A 17,835-nucleotide genomic window follows, 5' to 3' on the forward strand; every position below is an offset into this window, starting at 1 on the left:
TCATTCCTCAACGCTGATGGCGACTTTGCGTGACGCGATGAGCGCCAACAGGTGCACAAAGTTGTTCGGGTAGTCGATGAGGTAGCGTTTGATCGTATGGGGCTCGCGATACATGCGATAAAACGCGCGCATATGCAGGCGATTGATCAGCGCCGGGTAATAGTTGTGCGTGGCCAGGGCTTCCTGGCGAATGAACCCGCCACAGGTGAAGGCGACACCGCGAAACCCCGCTCGCAACGCGTCCTGCTCGAACTGCTCTTGCAGTCCGGCACCCAGGCCCACGATCAGGATGTCCGCTTCGCTGCGGCAGATGTCGGCCCGAATGCCCTCGGCCTGGGACGCATTGAAGTAACCGTTGTGGTAACCGGCGAGGGTCAGCCGCGGGTAAAGGGCCTTGATCTTGCTGACGAACAGTTCCAGTTCCGTTTGCCGGGCCCCGACGAAATAAACACGCTTACCCTGTTGCTCGGCGCTGCGCAGGACAAGGTCGGCGATGGACGTGAAATCAAAGCTGACCCGTCCGATCCTCCTGCCGGTGACACGCGACATGAATGTCGACATCAGCATGCCGTCGCAAAAATAAGTGACGGCGCCCGGGGCCTGCTCGAAGACACTGCCGATGGACGCAAAGTTGATGAAGGAATAGGCCTGGTTGGCCTCCAGTAACTTCGGTGAGAATTGCCCGACTAATTCCAGCCTGATCATGGCGCGGCTCCGCTCAAAGGGCTGGAAGGGTCTTTCGGCCCACGGATACGTAGGTGAAGCCGCGTGTGCTCATACGCTGCGGATCGAACAGGTTGCGTCCGTCAAAAATCAGCGGTTGCTTGAGCCGCTGACTCAGCAAGTCGAAATCCGGCGCCCGAAACGATTGCCACTCGGTGACGATGATCAGCGCGTCGGCATTTTTCAGGGCGGCCTCCTTGGTGCCGGCCAGGGACATGTCGTCACGCGAACCGTAAATGCGCTGGGCTTCTTCCATGGCTTTGGGGTCGAACGCCTGCACGCTGGCGCCGGCCTGCCACAAAGCCTCCATCAATACCCGGCTGGGGGCTTCGCGCATGTCGTCGGTGTTGGGTTTGAAACTCAACCCCCACAGGGCAAAGGTTTTGCCGCGAAGGTCACCGTCAAAGTGATTGAAAATCTTGCTGTACAGGCTGGCTTTCTGGTCGTGGTTGCGTGCCTCGACGGCCTTGAGCAGCCGGGCGTCAAAGTCGACGTGGGTGGCGGCATGTATCAGGGCCTTCACGTCTTTGGGAAAGCACGAACCGCCATAGCCGAGGCCCGGGTAGATAAATTGATAACCGATGCGTGGGTCGGAGCCGATGCCGTGGCGCACCCGCTCGATATCAGCACCCAGTTTTTCGGCGAGGCAGGCCATTTCGTTCATGAAGCTGATCTTGGTTGCCAGCATGCAATTGGCGGCGTACTTGGTCAGTTCGGCGCTGCGAACATCCATGACGATGATTTTTTCGCGGTTGCGATTGAACGGTTCGTACAGTTCCCGCATGACGCTTTCGGCGTGCGTGCTGTCGGTGCCGATGATGATCCGGTCCGGGCGCATGCAGTCGTCGACCGCGCAGCCTTCCTTGAGAAACTCCGGATTGGAGACCACATCGAACGTCAGGTCGCTGCGATCGTTGTCGGCCAGCACCTGCTCGATGCACGCGCGCACCAGGTCGCCGGTGCCCACCGGCACAGTGGATTTGTTGACGATGATGTGGTGACGGTCCATGTTCAGCGCGATGGTGTGTGCCACGCTCAACACATAGCTGAGGTCTGCCGAGCCGTCTTCGTCAGGCGGCGTACCGACCGCGATCAACAGCACATCACCATGGTGAACGGCGCTCGCCAGGTCGGTGCCGAACTGCAGTCGCCCACTGTGGTAATTGTCGCGGACCAGGTTTTTCAGGCCGGGCTCGTAAATGGGCAGCGTCCCTTCCTTCAGGGCCTCTACCTTGGCAGCGTCGATATCGACGCAGAGCACGCTGTGCCCGACCTCTGCCAGTGCGGCGCCTTGGACAAGGCCCACGTAACCAATACCAAATACGCTCACATTCATGATCAAACCTCGGGTCGGCGTGACAGTGATCAACGAGGGGGCAGGGGTCAGTAGATGTTTTTCGAGAACAACGTGAAGGGGGTCTTGATGAGGATTTTGATGTCGAGCCAGAGCGACCATTGGTTGATGTAGTTGAGGTCCTGGGCGACGCGTAGCTGCATCTTTTCCACCGTCTCGGTTTCGCCTCGATGGCCGGTCACTTGGGCCAACCCGGTGATGCCCGGCTTGAGGCGATGCCGGGCCATGTAGGCGTGAACCTTGCCGGTGTAGTAAACGTTGTGGGTGACGGCATGCGGGCGAGGCCCGACCAGGGCCATCTGGCCGAACAATACGTTGAACAGTTGTGGCAGTTCGTCGATGGAACTGCGGCGCAGGAAGCGGCCAAACGGTGTGACGCGGTCATCGTCACGGGTGGCCTGATGCACGTCGAGATCGTCATGGACGTGCATCGAGCGAAACTTCCAGACCTTGATCACTTCACCGTTGCAACCGTGACGATTCTGTTTGAACAGCACAGGGCCTGCGGAGGTCAGCTTGACGATGACCGCCACCACCAACAGCAACGGACTGAGCACAATAATGGCCACGGCGGCCAGGCTGCGTTCGAACAGGTCCTTGCAGAACAGGCTGGCGGGGTGCGAGCTGATCAGGCTCTCGTTGAGGTAAATCGCAGGCATTCGCTCGATTTCCGAGATCGAATGGTTGAGCAATACCATGCTGCCGAAATCCGGGATCCACACCACATCGACATTCATGTCCAGCAGGTCGATGTACAGCGCTTCGATGGTGGCGGCATGCGCCATCGTCAGGACAATGTAGACGCGGCGTACCTCCAGGCGCGTGATGATTTCGCGGATGGCGTCAACGTGGCCGAGCAGCGGCAGAATGCTGGGGGCCGGGCCGCTGTCATCGGCTGCGGCGATGAACCCCAGTGCCAGCGCGCGGTTCGGTCTGGAGAGTTTTTTCGCCAGCTCATGGGCGGTCGGGCAGGTTCCGATGATCACTGAACGACGCTCGTTACAGACCATCCGCGAGTGCAGTCGGGCGAAGTAATGCAGTGGCAGAAAACTCATCGCCTGGACGAGGAAACCCAGCACCGCCCAGACCACGATGACCTGGCGCGAGTAAATCGCGCTGGTCTGGGTAATGAAGGCAATAGCCGCCAGAACGGCTAGCAGGATCAACCAGCCGGCCAGTAAGCGGCCGAGCCCGACCACCAGGCCATGACGCTTGTGGTAAACCTGCATCACGCTGTAGATCGGCACCGAGCCGAGCACCGTCAGAATCATCAGGATGCGGTATTCGCTGGTCAGGCTGCCAACGCGCCAATACACGAGCAGCATCAGCAGTGAAGTCGCCAGCGTCAGCGCACACAACCACTGCCCCCAGAACGTCAGGCCTCGGCGGTGTGTCATGTGAGCGGTATAGAGAGGAGTCATGGGCTTAACCTCAAGGCAGAATTAATGCATCAGCGCTGATGGACGCGCACGGCGTGGCTCCCGCAGGCTTTTCCGTAGCTCGGCAGAGGTGAAGCGATGTGTTGTGTTGTGTTGTGTTGGCAGAAAAAGGGGTAACGACAGGCTCGGACGTCGGCCGTTACCGGGGGGCGAAGTCGTAGTTATAAAACGTCTTGGAATGGTGGTAGCCGTACTTGCGCGCCTTGCGCAGGTCTACCTGGTTGAGCACGGTGCCAAATACCGGCACATGGCTCTGCTGCAACATGGCAATGCCCCTCTGCACCTGACTGATCGGCGTGCTGTCGGCCTTGACCACATAGATCACCGCATCCGAATGCTGGGCCAGCAACAGTGCATCGCTGATCATTTCCGCAGGCGGTGAGTCGATAATGATGTGGCGGTAACGCGACTTCAGCGCCTCAAGCATGCGCGCCATGCGCGGCGAGCTGAGCAGATCCTGCGGCGGAGGCTGGCGTGACGGGTTAAGCGATTCGGCGGGGGAAGGCAGGCGCGGCGCGCTGAACAGATCCCGCGAAAGGGGCATGACCATACCGGCCGGGAGCATGTCCAGATTGCCCACCGAAACGATGCAGTCTTCAAGCCTGGCGGTGCCCGCAATGACATTGGCCAGCCCCGGGCTGTCAGGCGGAAAATCGAAGTTCAGCGAAAGGGTTGGCTGGCGCATGTCAGCATCGATCAGCAACACTCGCTCCAGCGAAGTGAGCGAACTGGCCAGGTTGGTGGCAATGGTGCTTTTACCCTCACCGGCGACGGTCGATGTCACGAGTACCACCTGCGACGGCATTTCACTGCTTTGCAACATCAGCCAGGTGCGCAGATTACGAATGGTCTCGGAAAAGCGCGGGTTGTCGTTGTCTTCGAACAAGCGCGCCAGTTGCCGACGACTTTTCTTCATCACCAACGGCACCACGCTGAGCAGAGGAATGTTAAGCGTGCTTTCAATCGTTTCGTCGGTTTTAAAGGTGTTGCTCAGGCTGTCGAAGAGCAGCGCCAACGCGACACCGATCACCGCTGCCACTAACCCGACGATCCCCACAATCAATGTTTTACGGGGCTTGCTCGCTTCCACAGGCACAATCGCCGGGTCGACAATGCGCACTTTGGTGGAGTCCATGTCGGCGGTGGCCGCGGTTTCCTTCAAGCGGGTGACGAAGGTTTCATACAGTGCGCGGGTGCTGTCGACTTCACGTTGGAACTCGCGCAACTGGAATTCCTTGCGGGCGATGTCCTGGATCTGCGCCTTGTTGCTGTTGAAGGATTGGCGCAGCGAAGCTTCACTGGCCGAGGCCAGCTGGTATTGGCGTTCGATCCCGGCGACGACCTGCTGCACCTGCAATTGCAGGCTGGTGGTGGCGGCGCGCAATTCCGACTGTGCGGAAATCAGGCTGGGGTGTTTCGGACCATAGCGTCCCGACAGTTCATCGACCTTGGCTTGCGCCTTGGCCCGATCCGCCTGGAATTGCTGGACCAGCGGGTTACTCAAAACCGCCGGTACGCTAGAGAGTCGGCTCAGGTCGCCGTTGCTCAGGGCTTTCGCCTGCCGGTATTCACTCTCGGCTTCAGCGCGGTTGCGACGGGCATCGACCATGCGATTGCCGGTCATTTCCAGTTCGTTGGCGCTGATGGTGGCAACCCCGCCAACGTCCACCAGGCCTTGCTCCTCCCGATAGCCTTGAAGCTTTTTCTCGGCAACACGCAGGTTGTCGCGCAGCTTGACCAGTCGTGTGTTCATCCAGGCGGTGGTGGTCTGCGAGGACTTTTCGCTGGTGTCGAGCTGGCTGTCGGTAAAGCCACGGGCCAGCGCGTTGGCCGCCGCTGCCGCCAGGACAGGGTCTGGCAGCTCGACCTCGATTTCGAGCAGTTGGCTCTTGCCGACGAACTTGACGCTGGTGTGCAGCATGAGGTTCTGCGTGACCTCATTGAAGACATCTTCTTCACTTGGCGTAGCTTTCACCGGCTTCAACACGCCGCCCAGTCCCGGGATCCATTGATCAAGGTCCAGGTCGGCCAGCCATTTGCGCGGCGTGAACCATGGCTTCGGTTGCTGGCGCGGGTCGGTGACCGGGTGGGTCGTCAGCTCGAGTTTTTTCACCGCTCGTTCGGCAAGGTCCCGCGATTGCAGGAGCGCTTGTTGTGTCTGCAAGTAATCAGTGGCGTTGCTGCCTGAGTCCTTGACTTGCTGGAAGGACATTAGCGGCGGTGTTTTATCGTTGAACAGCAAGGTGGTGCTGCCGATGTATTGCGGGGTGATGTTCGAGACCACAACGGCCGCCAGCACACCGCTCAGCAGGACGAACCATCCGATGCTCCATTTGGCGCGCCAGATCACCCTCCAGAGTTTTAGAAGATCAATGGTGTCCTTGTCTTCGCTGTACTGCTGATGCAGATGCGTTTGCAGAGGACGTTCGACGTAGGTGCTAGGGCTGTTGTCCATGATTAGAAAAAGCCTTGTGCAATGGAAATGGTGTCGCCGGGGGCAATCGTGGTGTTTCGTGTGACCTCATCGGTGAGGGTCGGGCCGTCATCACCGCGCAAGATGGTCACGCGTTTGATGGAGGCTCGTTCGGTCAGTCCACCACCCAGAGCGATGGCTTTTTCCAGGGTCAATCCGGGTATGAAGGGATAGCTGCCGGGTTTTTTCACTTCGCCGTTGATATAGAACGAGCGGTATTCGATCTGGCTCAAGCTGACTTTCGGGTCGTTCAGATAGCCTTGTTTAAGCCCGTTGACGATGATCTTTTCGACCTGGCCGGGTGTGAGTCCCTTTGCGGAAATCTCACCCAGGAACGGATAGGAAAATGTGCCGGCATCGCTGAGGCGGATTTTTTTAATGCTCAGCTCCGGCTCGCCGAACACGATGATGCGCAAGACATCGCCAGCGGCCAGTTTGTATTGAGTGCCGGGGTCTGCTGCATACGTATTGGGTACAACCGCCAGTGCGAACAACAAGCCAAGCGTATGTGAGTTCATGTCGAAACCCTCTTAGAGGCTTACGTTAAAACTGATCTGAACCACGTTGCGGGTAAAACTTTCGTTGTCGGCATCGGAGTCGTTATCGCGGAACCGATAGCCGAGTTCGATATCCAGCCATCGGCGCATCGCGTACACCATGGCCAGGTGGTAGTCCTGTAAGTCGTCCGTGCGGCTTTGGCCTTCGTAGACATAACGACCGTACCCGGCTTGTGCCACCGTGGTGATCCGTTCGGTCCAGCCATGGCGCCAACCGACCTGGGTGAAGGTGGACTTGACGGCATCGGCACCGTCGTCGCCCTCGGCAAGGGCCTGGCGGGCCACAAAGGTGAACGTTGAATAAGTGCGGGGCTTCCATTGCAAGTCCACTTGCCACGTGGGGTTGTCGAGGTCTTTGGATTCGCTGCTGTCGAAGTCCTTTTTCTCATAACCGACACGGACTTTACCGGTGGTCTTTGCGGTAACGTCCCAGACGGCACCGGCAAGTACCGCGTTGGATTTGCTGCTACGCGGGCTGTTGGGTTCCAGATAGTCAAAATTGGTGTGGTCGTACTCGAGCAGGCCACGGGTATTGCTACCGATGCGGTGATACCAGGTACTGGTCAGGGCGGTGGTATTGCGCTCTTTGTCGTCATTGACGCCGTCGGCGTTGTCGTAGCGAAGTTCCGCGTAACTGGCGCCGAAATCGATCTGGTTGTCAGCGCTCTTGGCGCCATAGGTATAGAGGCCGCCGACTTTTTTGTTGTTGAGTTTGTCGTTGACGTCTTCGACCGCCGTGTCCTCGGTGCGCTCCCACTTGCGGTATTCGGCTTCGAGCTTCAGACGGTGCCGGTCGGTGAACTCCATGATGCTGTCCGCCCGCACCCGTTGTGCGGTGTTCGAGGCATCCGACTCGTCGTGGTAAATGTAGCGGGTGGGCTGCCAGATCAGTCGGGTGGCGCTGTTGCGGTCTTCGGCCTTGAGTTCGAAGGAGGGCGCCAGCTTCGTGATCATCGAGGACTGTTTGTTGTTCTCCAGTTCTCGAAAGTTATCGTCATAGCTTTCTGAAAACAGAAAGGTGGGTGTGAAATCGAACCCGTAGACATCAATAGGTGCCGGATCAATACTCCAGGCCATTCCAGGGTAGAGAGAGGCCATGATCAGTGCAAAAGGGCAGCGTGAGTTCAAGGCCATGTCCTGGCTCCTGGAATAAGCTATCAGTCAGATATTGGGTTGAAACGAGGGGTGCTGACGTTCAAGGTCATTTAACGGCACGCAGATCGCCTGGTCCCGATTAAGAAACTGCATCAGGATCATGACGCGCTCAGCTCCATGCGAGGTGATGAAAATCCCCTCGAGTGTCGACAGTGGGCCGCGGATTATTTGCAGGTGGTCGCCGGGCGTAAGGGGCGGGTCATCGTGGGATATCGAGGATTCGAAACAGCGCGCACGCAGATGCTCGATGACGTTCTCGGCCACCGTCGCAGGACCATGATTGAATTCGACGAAACGACTGACGCCCCGAGTGGAGCGTATGGGCGCCCAGTTGTCATTACCGCCAAGATGGATAAACAGATACCCGGGAAAGAGGGATTCCTGCACTCGCTGTTGTTTGCCGCGAATCACGCGTTCACTCAACAGTTGAGGGTGAAATACCACATAGTTTTGTTGAAGCAGGTTGAGGCGGGCACGTTCATCCTGGTGAGGCTTGCACTGTAGAAGGTACCAGTTAGAGCGTTCGGAATTGATTGCTGGCATGCTGGTAAACTCCGTGAATATCGAAAGTTTAGGCAGGCAGTGGCTCTATTGAGGCCTGAGAAGTATTTAAGCGAGACAGAGTTGTTGTTTTTAGGTGAAGTGAGAAGGTGTGTGTCAATAATGAGTCAGAATGTGTTACATGGGTGTAACAGCAGGATAATGAGTTTGCGCTATATCTGACAGCCTGTCGGATATAAGGCTTGATTCGTTATCCGAAGACAAAGCTACCGCACGGTCCCTGCGAAGGGGCCGCAAAAAACAAAGACTTCAGAAGTTGCCTGAGGAAGCAGCGATAAACAAACAAACTGCACTCGTATTCTGTTTCATCAGACCTGTGTAGTTATTGCCCACTCTAGATAAACTGTCAAATGTTCCTTGTCAAAAAACATGCCTTCCATCCAATAGTGCATTCGGTAGTGCTCAACCAATTGTTTTTAAAGCCAATTTATTTTCCGTCGAGCGGATTAAACTTTTTTAGCTATTTGTAGTCGTCGCAGGGTCAGGACAATCCGGTACGATTCCCCAATAATGGGGCCTGTTATGAAACCTGGATCCATTGCAATTGCAACGCTATAACTAACTGCCTGTAGTTAGGCAAGGGGGGCGGCATTATGACTATTCTCGTGACTGGCGCGGCAGGTTTCATCGGGTATCACACGGTCAAACGATTGTGCCTGGAAGGGCGAGAAGTTGTTGGTATCGACAACCTCAACGATTATTACAGCGTGGAATTGAAACACGCTCGGCTCAAGCAACTGAGCGAATTGCACGGTTTCCGTTTTCAGGCGATGGATATTGTCGATAAACCGTCCTTGATGGCGTTATTCAAAGACAGTGAGTTCACCGAGGTCGTGCATCTGGCGGCGCAAGCGGGGGTCCGTTACTCGCTGGATAACCCGGATGTGTATGCACAATCGAATCTGGTGGGATTCCTGAACGTGCTGGAAGCCTGCCGACACTATCGGCCTGCGCACCTGATCTATGCGTCGAGCAGTTCGGTGTATGGCGCCAACAGCAAACTCCCGTTCAGCGTCGACGACCCGGTGGATCAACCGGTTTCGCTGTACGCCGCCAGCAAGCGCGCCAATGAACTGCTTGCTCACAGCTACTGCCATCTCTACGGTCTTCGCGCCAGCGGCCTGCGTTTCTTTACCGTGTTCGGGCCTTGGGGACGTCCTGACATGGCGCTGTTCACGTTCACCGAAGCGATGCTCAAGGGCCGGCCGATTGATATTTACAACCATGGCCAGATGGCGCGTGACTTCACCTATATCGACGACATTGTCGAAGGCATCGCCCGGTTGCTTCCAAAGCCGCCGGTCCCGGACAAGGAGGCTAATGGCGTCAACCGGATTTTCAACATCGGGCGTGGTCAACCGGTCGCGTTGCTCGATTTTGTCGAATGCCTGGAAACCGTATTGGGCATAACAGCTCAGCGCAACTATTTGCCGATGCAACAGGGTGATGTCATCAAGACGTGGGCCGATGTGTCGGCGTTGGCAGACTGGGTCGGCTTCTCGCCTCACGTGGAGGTTGAAGCGGGCGTGAGGCAATTTGTGCAGTGGTATCGCGACTTCTATGAGGTTTGAGTCTTTGCTTCACTCCAACACGAAATCCACCGCTTCGAGTGCTGGAGGCAGCTGTGTTTCTCCCAGCGCTGCAAGAATTTCCCGCTCGATGTTGTGCACGATTGCGTCGATGGGCAGGTCGTTTTCGTCGCGACCAAACGGGTCTTCCAGTTCATCGCCAATCGCATCCAGACCGAAAAATATATAGCTGACAATCGCGGTGAAAATCGGTGTCAGCCATCCCAGCGGTTCGGCCATCGCGAAGGGCAGCGGCGTGTGTTTGATGCGTTCACACACGGCCTGGGTCAGGTGCGCCAGGTGATTGCTCATGATCGTGTAGCGCCATTCGTTGATCACCCCGGACTCGCTGAGTGTCGAGCGCTGCTGGCCGACCTGCTGCAAAACAGGGACAAACCCAGCAGTGTGAAGGGCGTCGCGCTGACCTTGGAGAAGTAACTTGGATGCAATGTCTCGACGAGCACGATGCCCGAAGCGAGCAGTGTCACCATCAGGCAGCGCAGGGCGATCTTTTTCGCGATTGAGCCCTTGATCGCACTCGCTATGTTGAGGAAAGTCGGTTTTGTTCTGACGATCATGGTGTTCCGCCTATGGAGAAAACGGGCGCAGGCTAAAGAGCGTGCGGGCAATCCGTCCAATCACTGTTGATGACCAAGTGATCGATGGTCTCTATGACTCACTCCCTCTCGTACTGTGTAGCAGCTGCAGAACCTGCGAGGCTGCGTTTGTCTCCTGTGGCGAGGGGGCTTGCCCCCGTTGGACTGCGCAGCAGTCCCAACCCAGGCACCGTGTTTTATCAGGCAAATCGCTTTTGCCGATCTGCGACTGCTTCGCAGCCCAACGGGGGCAAGCCCCCTCGCCACAGGGCCGGAGCGCAGCCTCGCGGTGTGGGGTTGTTCACAGCGCAGCGCCCAACAGCTTGAGGTATTCCGGGCTCTCGGAAATGGAATTATGGCCCACCCCCGGTATGACCCGCAGTGTGGCCACGCCTTTGGCGAAATGCGTGTAGAGCTGCTCGGTGCTTGAACGCGGTATGACTTCGTCGTGCTCCGCCGCGATCAGCAGCGTCGGTATCGTGATGTGCGCCGCGTACTTCCATGATTCAAAGCGCTCCTGTAGCAACCACTTCACCGGAAACCACGGGAACTGGCGCACGGCGAGGTCTTCCAGGCTGTTGTAGGGCGTGATCAGAATCAGGCTGGAGGCCGGGCGCTGGCTGGCGAGGCGCACGGCGACGCCCGAACCGAGGCTGCGTCCGACCACGGCGATGTGCGGATGAGTGTCGTAGACCTTGTCAAACAAGGTCATGGCATCGCGCTGAATCGACTCCTCCGACGGCGAGCCCGAGCTTCCCCCGAAACCTCGATAGTGCAGCAAATAGATCGCATGGTCCGGGAAAGCCTGGGCGAACCCGGGCAGGTTGCGAGAGACATCCTCGGCATTGCCGCCGAAATAGATCAACGCCTTCGGCCCGTCGTGGGGCCTGACCGACACCCGCACGTCCGCATCGTCTACCGTCAGCTTGAGCAGCGTTTCGGGTGTCTCGATGGCGCTGGGCTGCGGGAAGTAGATCAACGCGCGCTGAAACACGAACAGCGCCGCACAGAGCGCCAGGTACAACGCGGCAAGGATGACGACGATTAACACCAGGGTTCGTGGCATTCGGCTAACTTTAGTGGGCGACATTGACGGCTCTGGGCTGAAGAACCCAATCCACTGGATCGGAGCCAGAGTTTAGTTCATCGGTAGCGGGGCACACCGAGCCCGGCTACAGAGGAGGGCGCCCATGCCCATCGCTGCAAAGTGGCTCAACGTGCAACCCGGCGAAAGAACCGCCCTGATGCTGGGGTTCTCGTTCCATTTCTGCGTGCTGGCCAGTTATTACCTGGTGCGACCGTTGCGCGATGCCTTGGGTCTTGAGGGCGGAGCCGACAAATTGCAGTGGCTGTTCACGGCGACCTTCGTGGTGATGCTGTTGATGGTCCCGGTGTTTGGCGCGCTGGCGTCGCGGTTGCCGGCGACGCGTTTCGTGCCGCTGATCTATCGCGTGATCGCCGCGTCGATGCTGGTGTTTGGTGTGTTGATCGCCAATCACATCGCGCCGGTCGCCGTCGGGCGGGTGTTTTTTGTCTGGATCAGCATTTACAACCTGTTCATCGTCAGCATTTTCTGGAGCGTGCTGGTCGACCGGTTTTCCAGCGAACAAGGACGGCGGCTGTTCGGGTTCATCGCGGCGGGTGGCACCCTGGGCACGTTCATCGGGCCGTTGCTGGCCGCGACCATGGCCACGCGATTGGGCCCGGTGGCGTTGACCGTCGCGGCGGCGCTGCTGCTGGAAGTCGCGGTGCGCTGCTATCGGGCGCTGCTCTCCCGGACCCAATCGCAGTCCGGTAGCCGCTTGCTGGATGATCGACGCATGGGCGGCAGCATACTGGCCGGGATCACGTTGATTGTGTGTTCGCCTTATCTGCTGGGGCTGGTGTTGTTCATGCTGCTGCACACCAGCGCCGCAACCTTGTTGTATTTCGAGCAGGGACGGATTGTGGCGGGTAGCTATGCTGATGTGGCCAGCCGGACGCAATTCTTCGCCGTGGTCGATTTGATCGTGTCGGCGCTGACCTTAATCTTTCAACTGCTGCTGACCGCGCCGTTGATTCGTCTGGTCGGTGTCGGCGGGGCGCTGGTGGCGTTGCCTCTGGCGACGATTGTGGCGTTTACCGCCATGGCCCTGACGCCCGTGCCCGCCACCGTCGCTCTGGCGCAGGGGCTGCGTCGTGCGGTCGAGTTCGCCATCGTGCGGCCGGCGCGCGAAGTGTTGTGGACCGTGGTGAGCCGCGAGGAAAAGTACAAGGCCAAGAATGTGATCGAAACCCTGGTGTACCGCGGTGGAGATGCTGCCAGTGGCTGGTTGTCGGTCGGTCTGACGGCTCTGGGCGCCGGTTTTGGTCTGGTGGCGCTGATGATCGTGCCGTTTGCCGGGCTGTGGGGCTGGTTATGCCTGTGGCTGGCCAGGCGCCAGGGACAAAGGGCTGAAAGCAAAAAGGTGGAAGGGCCATTCCATGAGCCACACTGATGAATACACGCGTCGCCAAATACTCACGCTGGCTGCCGCTGCTTCGGCGGTTTTCACCTTCGGCCCAGCCTTTGCTGCAACCACGCCGTCGAAGGAAACAGGAGGCAAGACCATGCTGACCCGCGCCATTCCTTCCAGTTCCGAACCATTGCCCATCGTCGGGTTGGGCACCTATCGCGGGTTTGATGTCGAGCCATCGAGCCCTGCCTATAAGCAGTTGCCTGCGGTTCTGCGTGCGTTGTTCGAGAAGGGCGGGACGGTGATCGACAGCTCGCCGATGTACGGCCGGGCGGAAGAGACGACCGGTGAATTGCTGTCAATTCATGAGCCGCGTTCACCGGCCTTCCTGGCCACCAAAGTCTGGACCCAGGGCCGTGAAGAGGGCATCGCGCAAATGGAGCAGTCCTTCAAGTTGCTGCAAACCGATCGCATCGATCTGATGCAGATCCACAACCTGCTGGACTGGCAAACCCATTTGCCGACCTTGCGTAAATGGAAGGAAGAAGGGCGCATCCGCTACATCGGCATCACCCATTACACGGCGTCGGCGTATGACGAGGTCGAAGCAGTGCTCAAGGCCGAGCCGTTGGATTTCTTGCAGATCAACTATGCATTGGATGATCGTGGCGTCGAGAAACGCATCCTGCCGCTGTGTCGTGAACGCGGGGTGGCGGTGATCTGCAATCGGCCGTTCGGCGGCGGCAACCTGCTCACGCGCTTGAAGGACAAATCCTTGCCGCGCTGGGCGGCGGACGTGAGGGTCAACAGCTGGGCGCAAATGGCGCTGAAGTTCCTGCTGTCGCATTCAGCGGTGACCTGCGTAATCCCTGGCACCGGCAACCCGCGCTACATGGCGGACAACGCCGGCGCCGGTTTCGGGCCGATGCTGACCGGTGCGCAGCGCGAGCAGTTGATCGATATCGTCGGTTAGGCGCCCTCATCACTCTGTCCACCGCCGGAGAATGTCCGGGGCGCAGTGCTAGACTTTTCAGGTGGGATGAGTCAGTTGGAGGTATGACATGACGGCTCAATCGATGGACAAGGAACACATCAGCGTTGTGGTGCGCCACTACGTGGAGGGCATGGTTTTCGCGGACGAAGCGTTGTTGCGACAGGCTTTTCATCCCGCTTGTCGCATCATCGGTCACTTTCAACAAAAGCTGGAATGGTTATCGCTGGAGGACTTTATCAGCGCGATCAAGGCCGAAGGCCCGGCGGCCAAAGAGGTCGAACCGTTCTGGCAAATCGTTAGCGTCGACATAACGGGTGACGCCGCCGCCGTGAAAGTCATTGATGATTACGTCGGCATGCGGTTCACGGATTATCTGTCGTTTCTGAAAATCAATGAACGCTGGATGATTGTGAACAAGGTGTATTTTTTGAACGAGTAAAGCGTGGCCCGGGAGTTGAAAGACTCCCGGGCCACTGGAGGCGATCAGCGGCGGTCCAGCCACACGGTCTGCGCGTTGCAGAACTCACGTACGCCGAAGTGCGACAGCTCGCGGCCAAACCCGCTTTTCTTCACGCCGCCAAAGGTGACGCGCGGGTCGCTGGCGCAGTAGCCGTTGATGAACACGCCACCGGTTTCCAGTTCGCCGGCCATCTGCTGGGCACGTTCGACGTTGCCGGTGTAGATCGTCGCGGCGAGCCCGAACTCGCTGTCATTGGCCAATTCCAGCGCATGGGCTGCATCGCGTGCGGTGATGATCGAGGCCACCGGGCCAAACAGTTCCTGCTTGAACGAGGTCATCTGGTCGGTGACATCACCGAAAACAGTCAGCTCGTAGAAGTTGCCTGGGCCTTCAGCCTTCTTGCCGCCCAGCAACAACGTCGCGCCTTCTTCCAAGGTGTCACGCACCTGTTGATCCAGTTCGTCACGCAGATCAAAGCGCGCCATCGGGCCAATGTATGTGTCAGCCGCCAGTGGATCGCCGACCACCAGTTTGCGTGTGGCCTCGACGAACTTGCGCGTGAATGCTTCGACGATGCCTTGCTCGACAATCAAGCGTTTCGCGGCTGCGCAGACTTGCCCGGTATTTTGATAACGACCGATCACGGCGGCTTTGACCGCTTCGTCGAGGTCGGCATCGTCGAGCACGATGAACGGATCGGAACCGCCCAGTTCCAGTACGCATTTCTTCAATGCGGCACCGGCCTGCGCGCCGATGGCCATGCCGGCGCGCACGCTGCCGGTGAGGGTCACTGCGGCGATGCGCGGATCAGCGATGGCTGTGGAAACGCCCTCCGGCGTGACGTTGATGACCTCGAACACGCCTTCAGGGAAGTCGGCTTGCTTAAAGGCTTCCCGCAGCAGGTAAGCGCTGCCCATCACGTTTGGTGCGTGTTTGAGCACGTAGGTGTTGCCGGCAATCAGCGCGGGAACGGCGCCACGCAGGACCTGCCAGATCGGGAAGTTCCATGGCATCACCGCGAGAATCGGGCCGAGCGGACGATATTCAATGCGTGCCTTGCCACCTTCAACCAGGGTCGGCTCGGCAGTCAGCATGGCCGGGCCATGTTCGGCGTACCACTCGCAGAGCTGCGCACACTTTTCGATTTCACCGCGTGCCTGGGTGATTGGCTTGCCCATTTCCAGGGTGATCATGTTCGCCATCGCGGCAGCGTTGTCGCGTAAAGCCCGGGCCAGGGCGGTCAACAGTTGTGAGCGTTGCGCAACCGCTGTGCTGCGCCAGACGCGGAACCCGGCAGCGGCACGGGACAGTGCAGCCTGCAGCGCCGAATCGGATTCAAACGGGTAGTGGCCGATCTGCTCGCCAGTGGCGGGGTTGATCGAAATCGCGTGGGTGAGGCTGGAAACATTGGTCATGGCACTGTCCTGCTAGGTGGGAATGCGCTCAGGTTACGGTGGCGTTTGTTTTCTGGAAACTGAATAATGCTGAGCATATCGTTCACGTTTGGAGAATGACTGTGGATCTGGTTCAGCTGGAAATTTTCAAGGCAGTGGCCGAGCACGGCAGCATCAGCGTGGCGGCCCAGCACATCCATCGGGTGCCATCGAACCTGACGACGCGGATCAAACAATTGGAGCAGGACCTGGGCGTGGACCTGTTTATTCGCGAGAAAAGCCGCCTGCGCCTGTCGCCGGCCGGCTGGAGTTTTCTCGATTACGCCCGGCGCATTCTCGACCTGGTGCAGGAAGCCCGGGCGACCGTGGCCGGTGAAGAACCCCAGGGCACCTTCGCGTTGGGGTCGCTGGAAAGCACGGCGGCGGTGCGCATTCCCGAGCTGCTGGCCGCCTATAACCAGAAGCACGCCAAGGTCGAGCTGGACCTGTCCACCGGACCGTCCGGGACCATGATCGACGGCGTGCTGTCGGGCCGACTGGCCGCCGCGTTTGTCGACGGACCGGTGTTGCACCCGGCACTGGAAGGGGTGCCGGCGTTCGAGGAAGAAATGGTATTGATCGCGCCGCTCCACCATGCCCCGATCCACCGCGCGCGGGAGGTCAATGGCGAAAATATCTATGCGTTCCGTTCCAATTGCTCCTACCGCCACCACTTCGAAAGCTGGTTCAGCAAGGACGCGGCGGTGCCCGGCAAAATTTTCGAAATGGAGTCCTATCACGGCATGCTGGCCTGCGTCAGCGCCGGTGCCGGCCTGGCGTTGATGCCACGCAGCATGCTCGAGAGCATGCCGGGCTGCACCACCGTAAGCGTCTGGCCGTTGTCGCAATCCTTCCGGTATTTGTGTACCTGGCTGGTGTGGCGCAGAGGGACGGTGTCGCAGAGCCTGACCATGTTTGTGCGCTTGCTCGAAGAGCGCGGTGTGGTGCAACAAGAAGCCTGACGCAAATCCCTGTAGGAGCGAGCCTGCTCGCGATAGCGGTCTGACAGTCATGAATTCTTTGACTGACACACCCTCATCGCCAGCAGGCTGGCTCCCACATTGGTCTCCATACGTGCGTCATTCGGCCTGAGCGGCAAACCATTGCATGACCAGCGCGCAAGCCGGATGCGTCGTCGCCGATGGTTGCAGGCACAGCGAATAGACGCCTTGGGTCTTCAACGGGCTGCCGAATGGAACGACCAGCACCCCGCGATCGATCGATTCCTGCGCCAGGGTCAGGTCGGTCACCGCCACCCCAAGCCCTCGCGCCGCAGCATCGAGCGCCAGTTCGTCGAGGTTGAAGGGAATGTGCCGATAGTCTCCCAGTGGCTTGTCGTCATTGGCCGCCAGCCATTCGATCCAGGCTTGTTGGTCGGCCGAACGATGCAGCAGCGGGAAGCGCACCAGATCCTCCACCGACGCCAGCGGCCGGGTTGCGCTGGCCAGAGCGGGCGCACACACCGGCACCAGCGCTTCCTCGAACAGGGTCATGCACGCGGGATCGCTGGACGGTTCGGGTAGGTAGAGGATGTAGGCGTCGCTGTCGCTGGCCGGTTCGACGATCTCGGTTGCCACGGTTTTGATCGACAGGGAAATGTCCGGGTGACAGCGATAGAAATCGCTCAGTTTCGGCAGTAACCAGCGCACCGCGAGCGATACATGCATGCGGATGCGAAACGGGCGTTGTTGTGGCGACAGCCGATCCTCAAGGGTTTTCAGTTGTTCAAGGATATTGCGCGCGCTGGCCAATACCTGTTCGCCCTCCGGTGTCAGGCGAATGCTGCGGCTGCTCCTGACGAACATCGGCACGCCGAAGTGACTTTCCAACTGCTGTATTTGCCGGCTGACGGCGCTTTGGGTCAGGCAGAGCTTATGCGCCGCTTGGGTGAAGCTGCCCGAATCAGCAACTTCCACCAGCGCCTGCAGGGCGTGGAGCGAAGGGACGTGGCGAATTTTATCCATGCGTTTTATGAATGGCTCAATGAGTTAATAACGTTGGTTGTAGCACCGAAGACCTAATAGATTCTAGCGCTAGCAGCCGCCATCACCCATTGCCTATGCAATTAGTGCATGTGTCGGTTAGCA

The 17,835-nt window shown here is 58.7% G+C and carries 15 protein-coding genes and 1 pseudogene; 5 read left to right on the forward strand and 11 right to left on the reverse strand.

Going from position 1 to position 17,835, the window contains the following annotated elements; genetic code table 11:
* From ACIQV9_RS13140 to rfaH, 7 genes are all read right to left on the reverse strand, one after another.
* Complete coding sequence (locus tag ACIQV9_RS13140; RefSeq protein ID WP_403101787.1) at nt 1–705, reverse strand: WecB/TagA/CpsF family glycosyltransferase; 705 nt, start codon at nt 703–705, stop codon at nt 1–3.
* Nucleotides 706–718: 13 nt separating this feature from the next.
* Complete coding sequence (locus ACIQV9_RS13145; protein ID WP_403101790.1) at nt 719–2,059, reverse strand: UDP-glucose dehydrogenase family protein; 1,341 nt, start codon at nt 2,057–2,059, stop codon at nt 719–721.
* Nucleotides 2,060–2,106: 47 nt separating this feature from the next.
* Nucleotides 2,107–3,498 carry an undecaprenyl-phosphate glucose phosphotransferase gene (locus ACIQV9_RS13150; RefSeq protein ID WP_403101792.1) on the reverse strand — a complete coding sequence of 464 codons (1,392 nt, stop codon included), beginning with the start codon at nt 3,496–3,498 and terminating at the stop codon, nt 2,107–2,109.
* 157 nt (nt 3,499–3,655) lie between these two features.
* Nucleotides 3,656–5,971: a GumC family protein gene (locus ACIQV9_RS13155; protein WP_403101794.1), complete on the reverse strand. Its 2,316-nt coding sequence runs from the start codon at nt 5,969–5,971 to the stop codon at nt 3,656–3,658.
* Nucleotides 5,972–5,973: 2 nt separating this feature from the next.
* Entirely contained in the window at nt 5,974–6,507 is a 534-nt protein-coding gene (locus tag ACIQV9_RS13160; protein WP_403101796.1) for a polysaccharide biosynthesis/export family protein, read from the reverse strand.
* A gap of 12 nt (nt 6,508–6,519) precedes the next feature.
* The gene (locus ACIQV9_RS13165) at nt 6,520–7,680 is read right to left on the reverse strand and encodes an outer membrane beta-barrel protein (RefSeq protein WP_403101798.1); all 1,161 of its coding nucleotides are present in this window, start codon (nt 7,678–7,680) and stop codon (nt 6,520–6,522) included.
* A gap of 27 nt (nt 7,681–7,707) precedes the next feature.
* Nucleotides 7,708–8,244 carry a transcription/translation regulatory transformer protein RfaH gene (gene rfaH, locus ACIQV9_RS13170; RefSeq protein ID WP_403101801.1) on the reverse strand — a complete coding sequence of 179 codons (537 nt, stop codon included), beginning with the start codon at nt 8,242–8,244 and terminating at the stop codon, nt 7,708–7,710.
* A gap of 611 nt (nt 8,245–8,855) precedes the next feature.
* On the opposite strand from rfaH, the gene ACIQV9_RS13175 reads away from it, so the two are divergent.
* Entirely contained in the window at nt 8,856–9,833 is a 978-nt protein-coding gene (locus tag ACIQV9_RS13175; protein ID WP_403101803.1) for an NAD-dependent epimerase, read from the forward strand.
* A 9-nt stretch (nt 9,834–9,842) separates the two neighbouring features.
* On the opposite strand, the pseudogene ACIQV9_RS13180 reads toward ACIQV9_RS13175, so the two are convergent.
* A pseudogene (locus ACIQV9_RS13180) lies at nt 9,843–10,408 on the reverse strand (bestrophin family ion channel).
* Between the two features lie 319 nt (nt 10,409–10,727).
* Nucleotides 10,728–11,492, reverse strand: coding sequence for an alpha/beta hydrolase (locus ACIQV9_RS13185; protein ID WP_403101805.1), 765 nt, complete (start codon nt 11,490–11,492; stop codon nt 10,728–10,730).
* Nucleotides 11,493–11,616: 124 nt separating this feature from the next.
* Between ACIQV9_RS13185 and ACIQV9_RS13190 the strand changes: the two genes are divergently transcribed.
* From ACIQV9_RS13190 to ACIQV9_RS13200, 3 genes are all read left to right on the forward strand, one after another.
* Nucleotides 11,617–12,903 (forward strand): NTP/NDP exchange transporter, encoded by a 1,287-nt coding sequence (locus ACIQV9_RS13190; RefSeq protein ID WP_403101807.1) that lies wholly within the window; start codon nt 11,617–11,619, stop codon nt 12,901–12,903.
* Nucleotides 12,890–13,834, forward strand: a complete 945-nt coding sequence (locus ACIQV9_RS13195) for an aldo/keto reductase (protein ID WP_403101809.1) — start codon at nt 12,890–12,892, stop codon at nt 13,832–13,834. The genes ACIQV9_RS13190 and ACIQV9_RS13195 overlap by 14 nt, the downstream gene beginning before the upstream one ends.
* A gap of 88 nt (nt 13,835–13,922) precedes the next feature.
* Nucleotides 13,923–14,294, forward strand: a complete 372-nt coding sequence (locus ACIQV9_RS13200) for a nuclear transport factor 2 family protein (protein ID WP_403101812.1) — start codon at nt 13,923–13,925, stop codon at nt 14,292–14,294.
* Nucleotides 14,295–14,338: 44 nt separating this feature from the next.
* On the opposite strand, the gene ACIQV9_RS13205 is transcribed toward ACIQV9_RS13200, so the two are convergent.
* Nucleotides 14,339–15,730: an aldehyde dehydrogenase family protein gene (locus ACIQV9_RS13205; RefSeq protein WP_403101815.1), complete on the reverse strand. Its 1,392-nt coding sequence runs from the start codon at nt 15,728–15,730 to the stop codon at nt 14,339–14,341.
* A 101-nt stretch (nt 15,731–15,831) separates the two neighbouring features.
* Between ACIQV9_RS13205 and ACIQV9_RS13210 the strand changes: the two genes are divergently transcribed.
* Entirely contained in the window at nt 15,832–16,710 is an 879-nt protein-coding gene (locus ACIQV9_RS13210; RefSeq protein WP_403101817.1) for a LysR family transcriptional regulator, read from the forward strand.
* A gap of 117 nt (nt 16,711–16,827) precedes the next feature.
* On the opposite strand, the gene ACIQV9_RS13215 is transcribed toward ACIQV9_RS13210, so the two are convergent.
* Entirely contained in the window at nt 16,828–17,712 is an 885-nt protein-coding gene (locus ACIQV9_RS13215; RefSeq protein ID WP_403101820.1) for a LysR family transcriptional regulator, read from the reverse strand.
* Nucleotides 17,713–17,835: the final 123 nt, after the last annotated feature.

It is taken from the genome of Pseudomonas sp. NPDC099000 (assembly GCF_044759925.1).
GTDB lineage: Bacteria > Pseudomonadota > Gammaproteobacteria > Pseudomonadales > Pseudomonadaceae > Aquipseudomonas.

Coding starts and splice junctions, on each gene's coding strand:
- ACIQV9_RS13140 (WP_403101787.1), bottom strand. CDS start 705: ATGATCAGGCTGGAATTAGTCGGGCAATTCTCACCGAAGTTACTGGAG.
- ACIQV9_RS13145 (WP_403101790.1), bottom strand. CDS start 2,059: ATGAATGTGAGCGTATTTGGTATTGGTTACGTGGGCCTTGTCCAAGGC.
- ACIQV9_RS13150 (WP_403101792.1), bottom strand. CDS start 3,498: ATGACTCCTCTCTATACCGCTCACATGACACACCGCCGAGGCCTGACG.
- ACIQV9_RS13155 (WP_403101794.1), bottom strand. CDS start 5,971: ATGGACAACAGCCCTAGCACCTACGTCGAACGTCCTCTGCAAACGCAT.
- ACIQV9_RS13160 (WP_403101796.1), bottom strand. CDS start 6,507: ATGAACTCACATACGCTTGGCTTGTTGTTCGCACTGGCGGTTGTACCC.
- ACIQV9_RS13165 (WP_403101798.1), bottom strand. CDS start 7,680: ATGGCCTTGAACTCACGCTGCCCTTTTGCACTGATCATGGCCTCTCTC.
- rfaH (WP_403101801.1), bottom strand. CDS start 8,244: ATGCCAGCAATCAATTCCGAACGCTCTAACTGGTACCTTCTACAGTGC.
- ACIQV9_RS13175 (WP_403101803.1), top strand. CDS start 8,856: ATGACTATTCTCGTGACTGGCGCGGCAGGTTTCATCGGGTATCACACG.
- ACIQV9_RS13185 (WP_403101805.1), bottom strand. CDS start 11,492: ATGCCACGAACCCTGGTGTTAATCGTCGTCATCCTTGCCGCGTTGTAC.
- ACIQV9_RS13190 (WP_403101807.1), top strand. CDS start 11,617: ATGCCCATCGCTGCAAAGTGGCTCAACGTGCAACCCGGCGAAAGAACC.
- ACIQV9_RS13195 (WP_403101809.1), top strand. CDS start 12,890: ATGAGCCACACTGATGAATACACGCGTCGCCAAATACTCACGCTGGCT.
- ACIQV9_RS13200 (WP_403101812.1), top strand. CDS start 13,923: ATGACGGCTCAATCGATGGACAAGGAACACATCAGCGTTGTGGTGCGC.
- ACIQV9_RS13205 (WP_403101815.1), bottom strand. CDS start 15,730: ATGACCAATGTTTCCAGCCTCACCCACGCGATTTCGATCAACCCCGCC.
- ACIQV9_RS13215 (WP_403101820.1), bottom strand. CDS start 17,712: ATGGATAAAATTCGCCACGTCCCTTCGCTCCACGCCCTGCAGGCGCTG.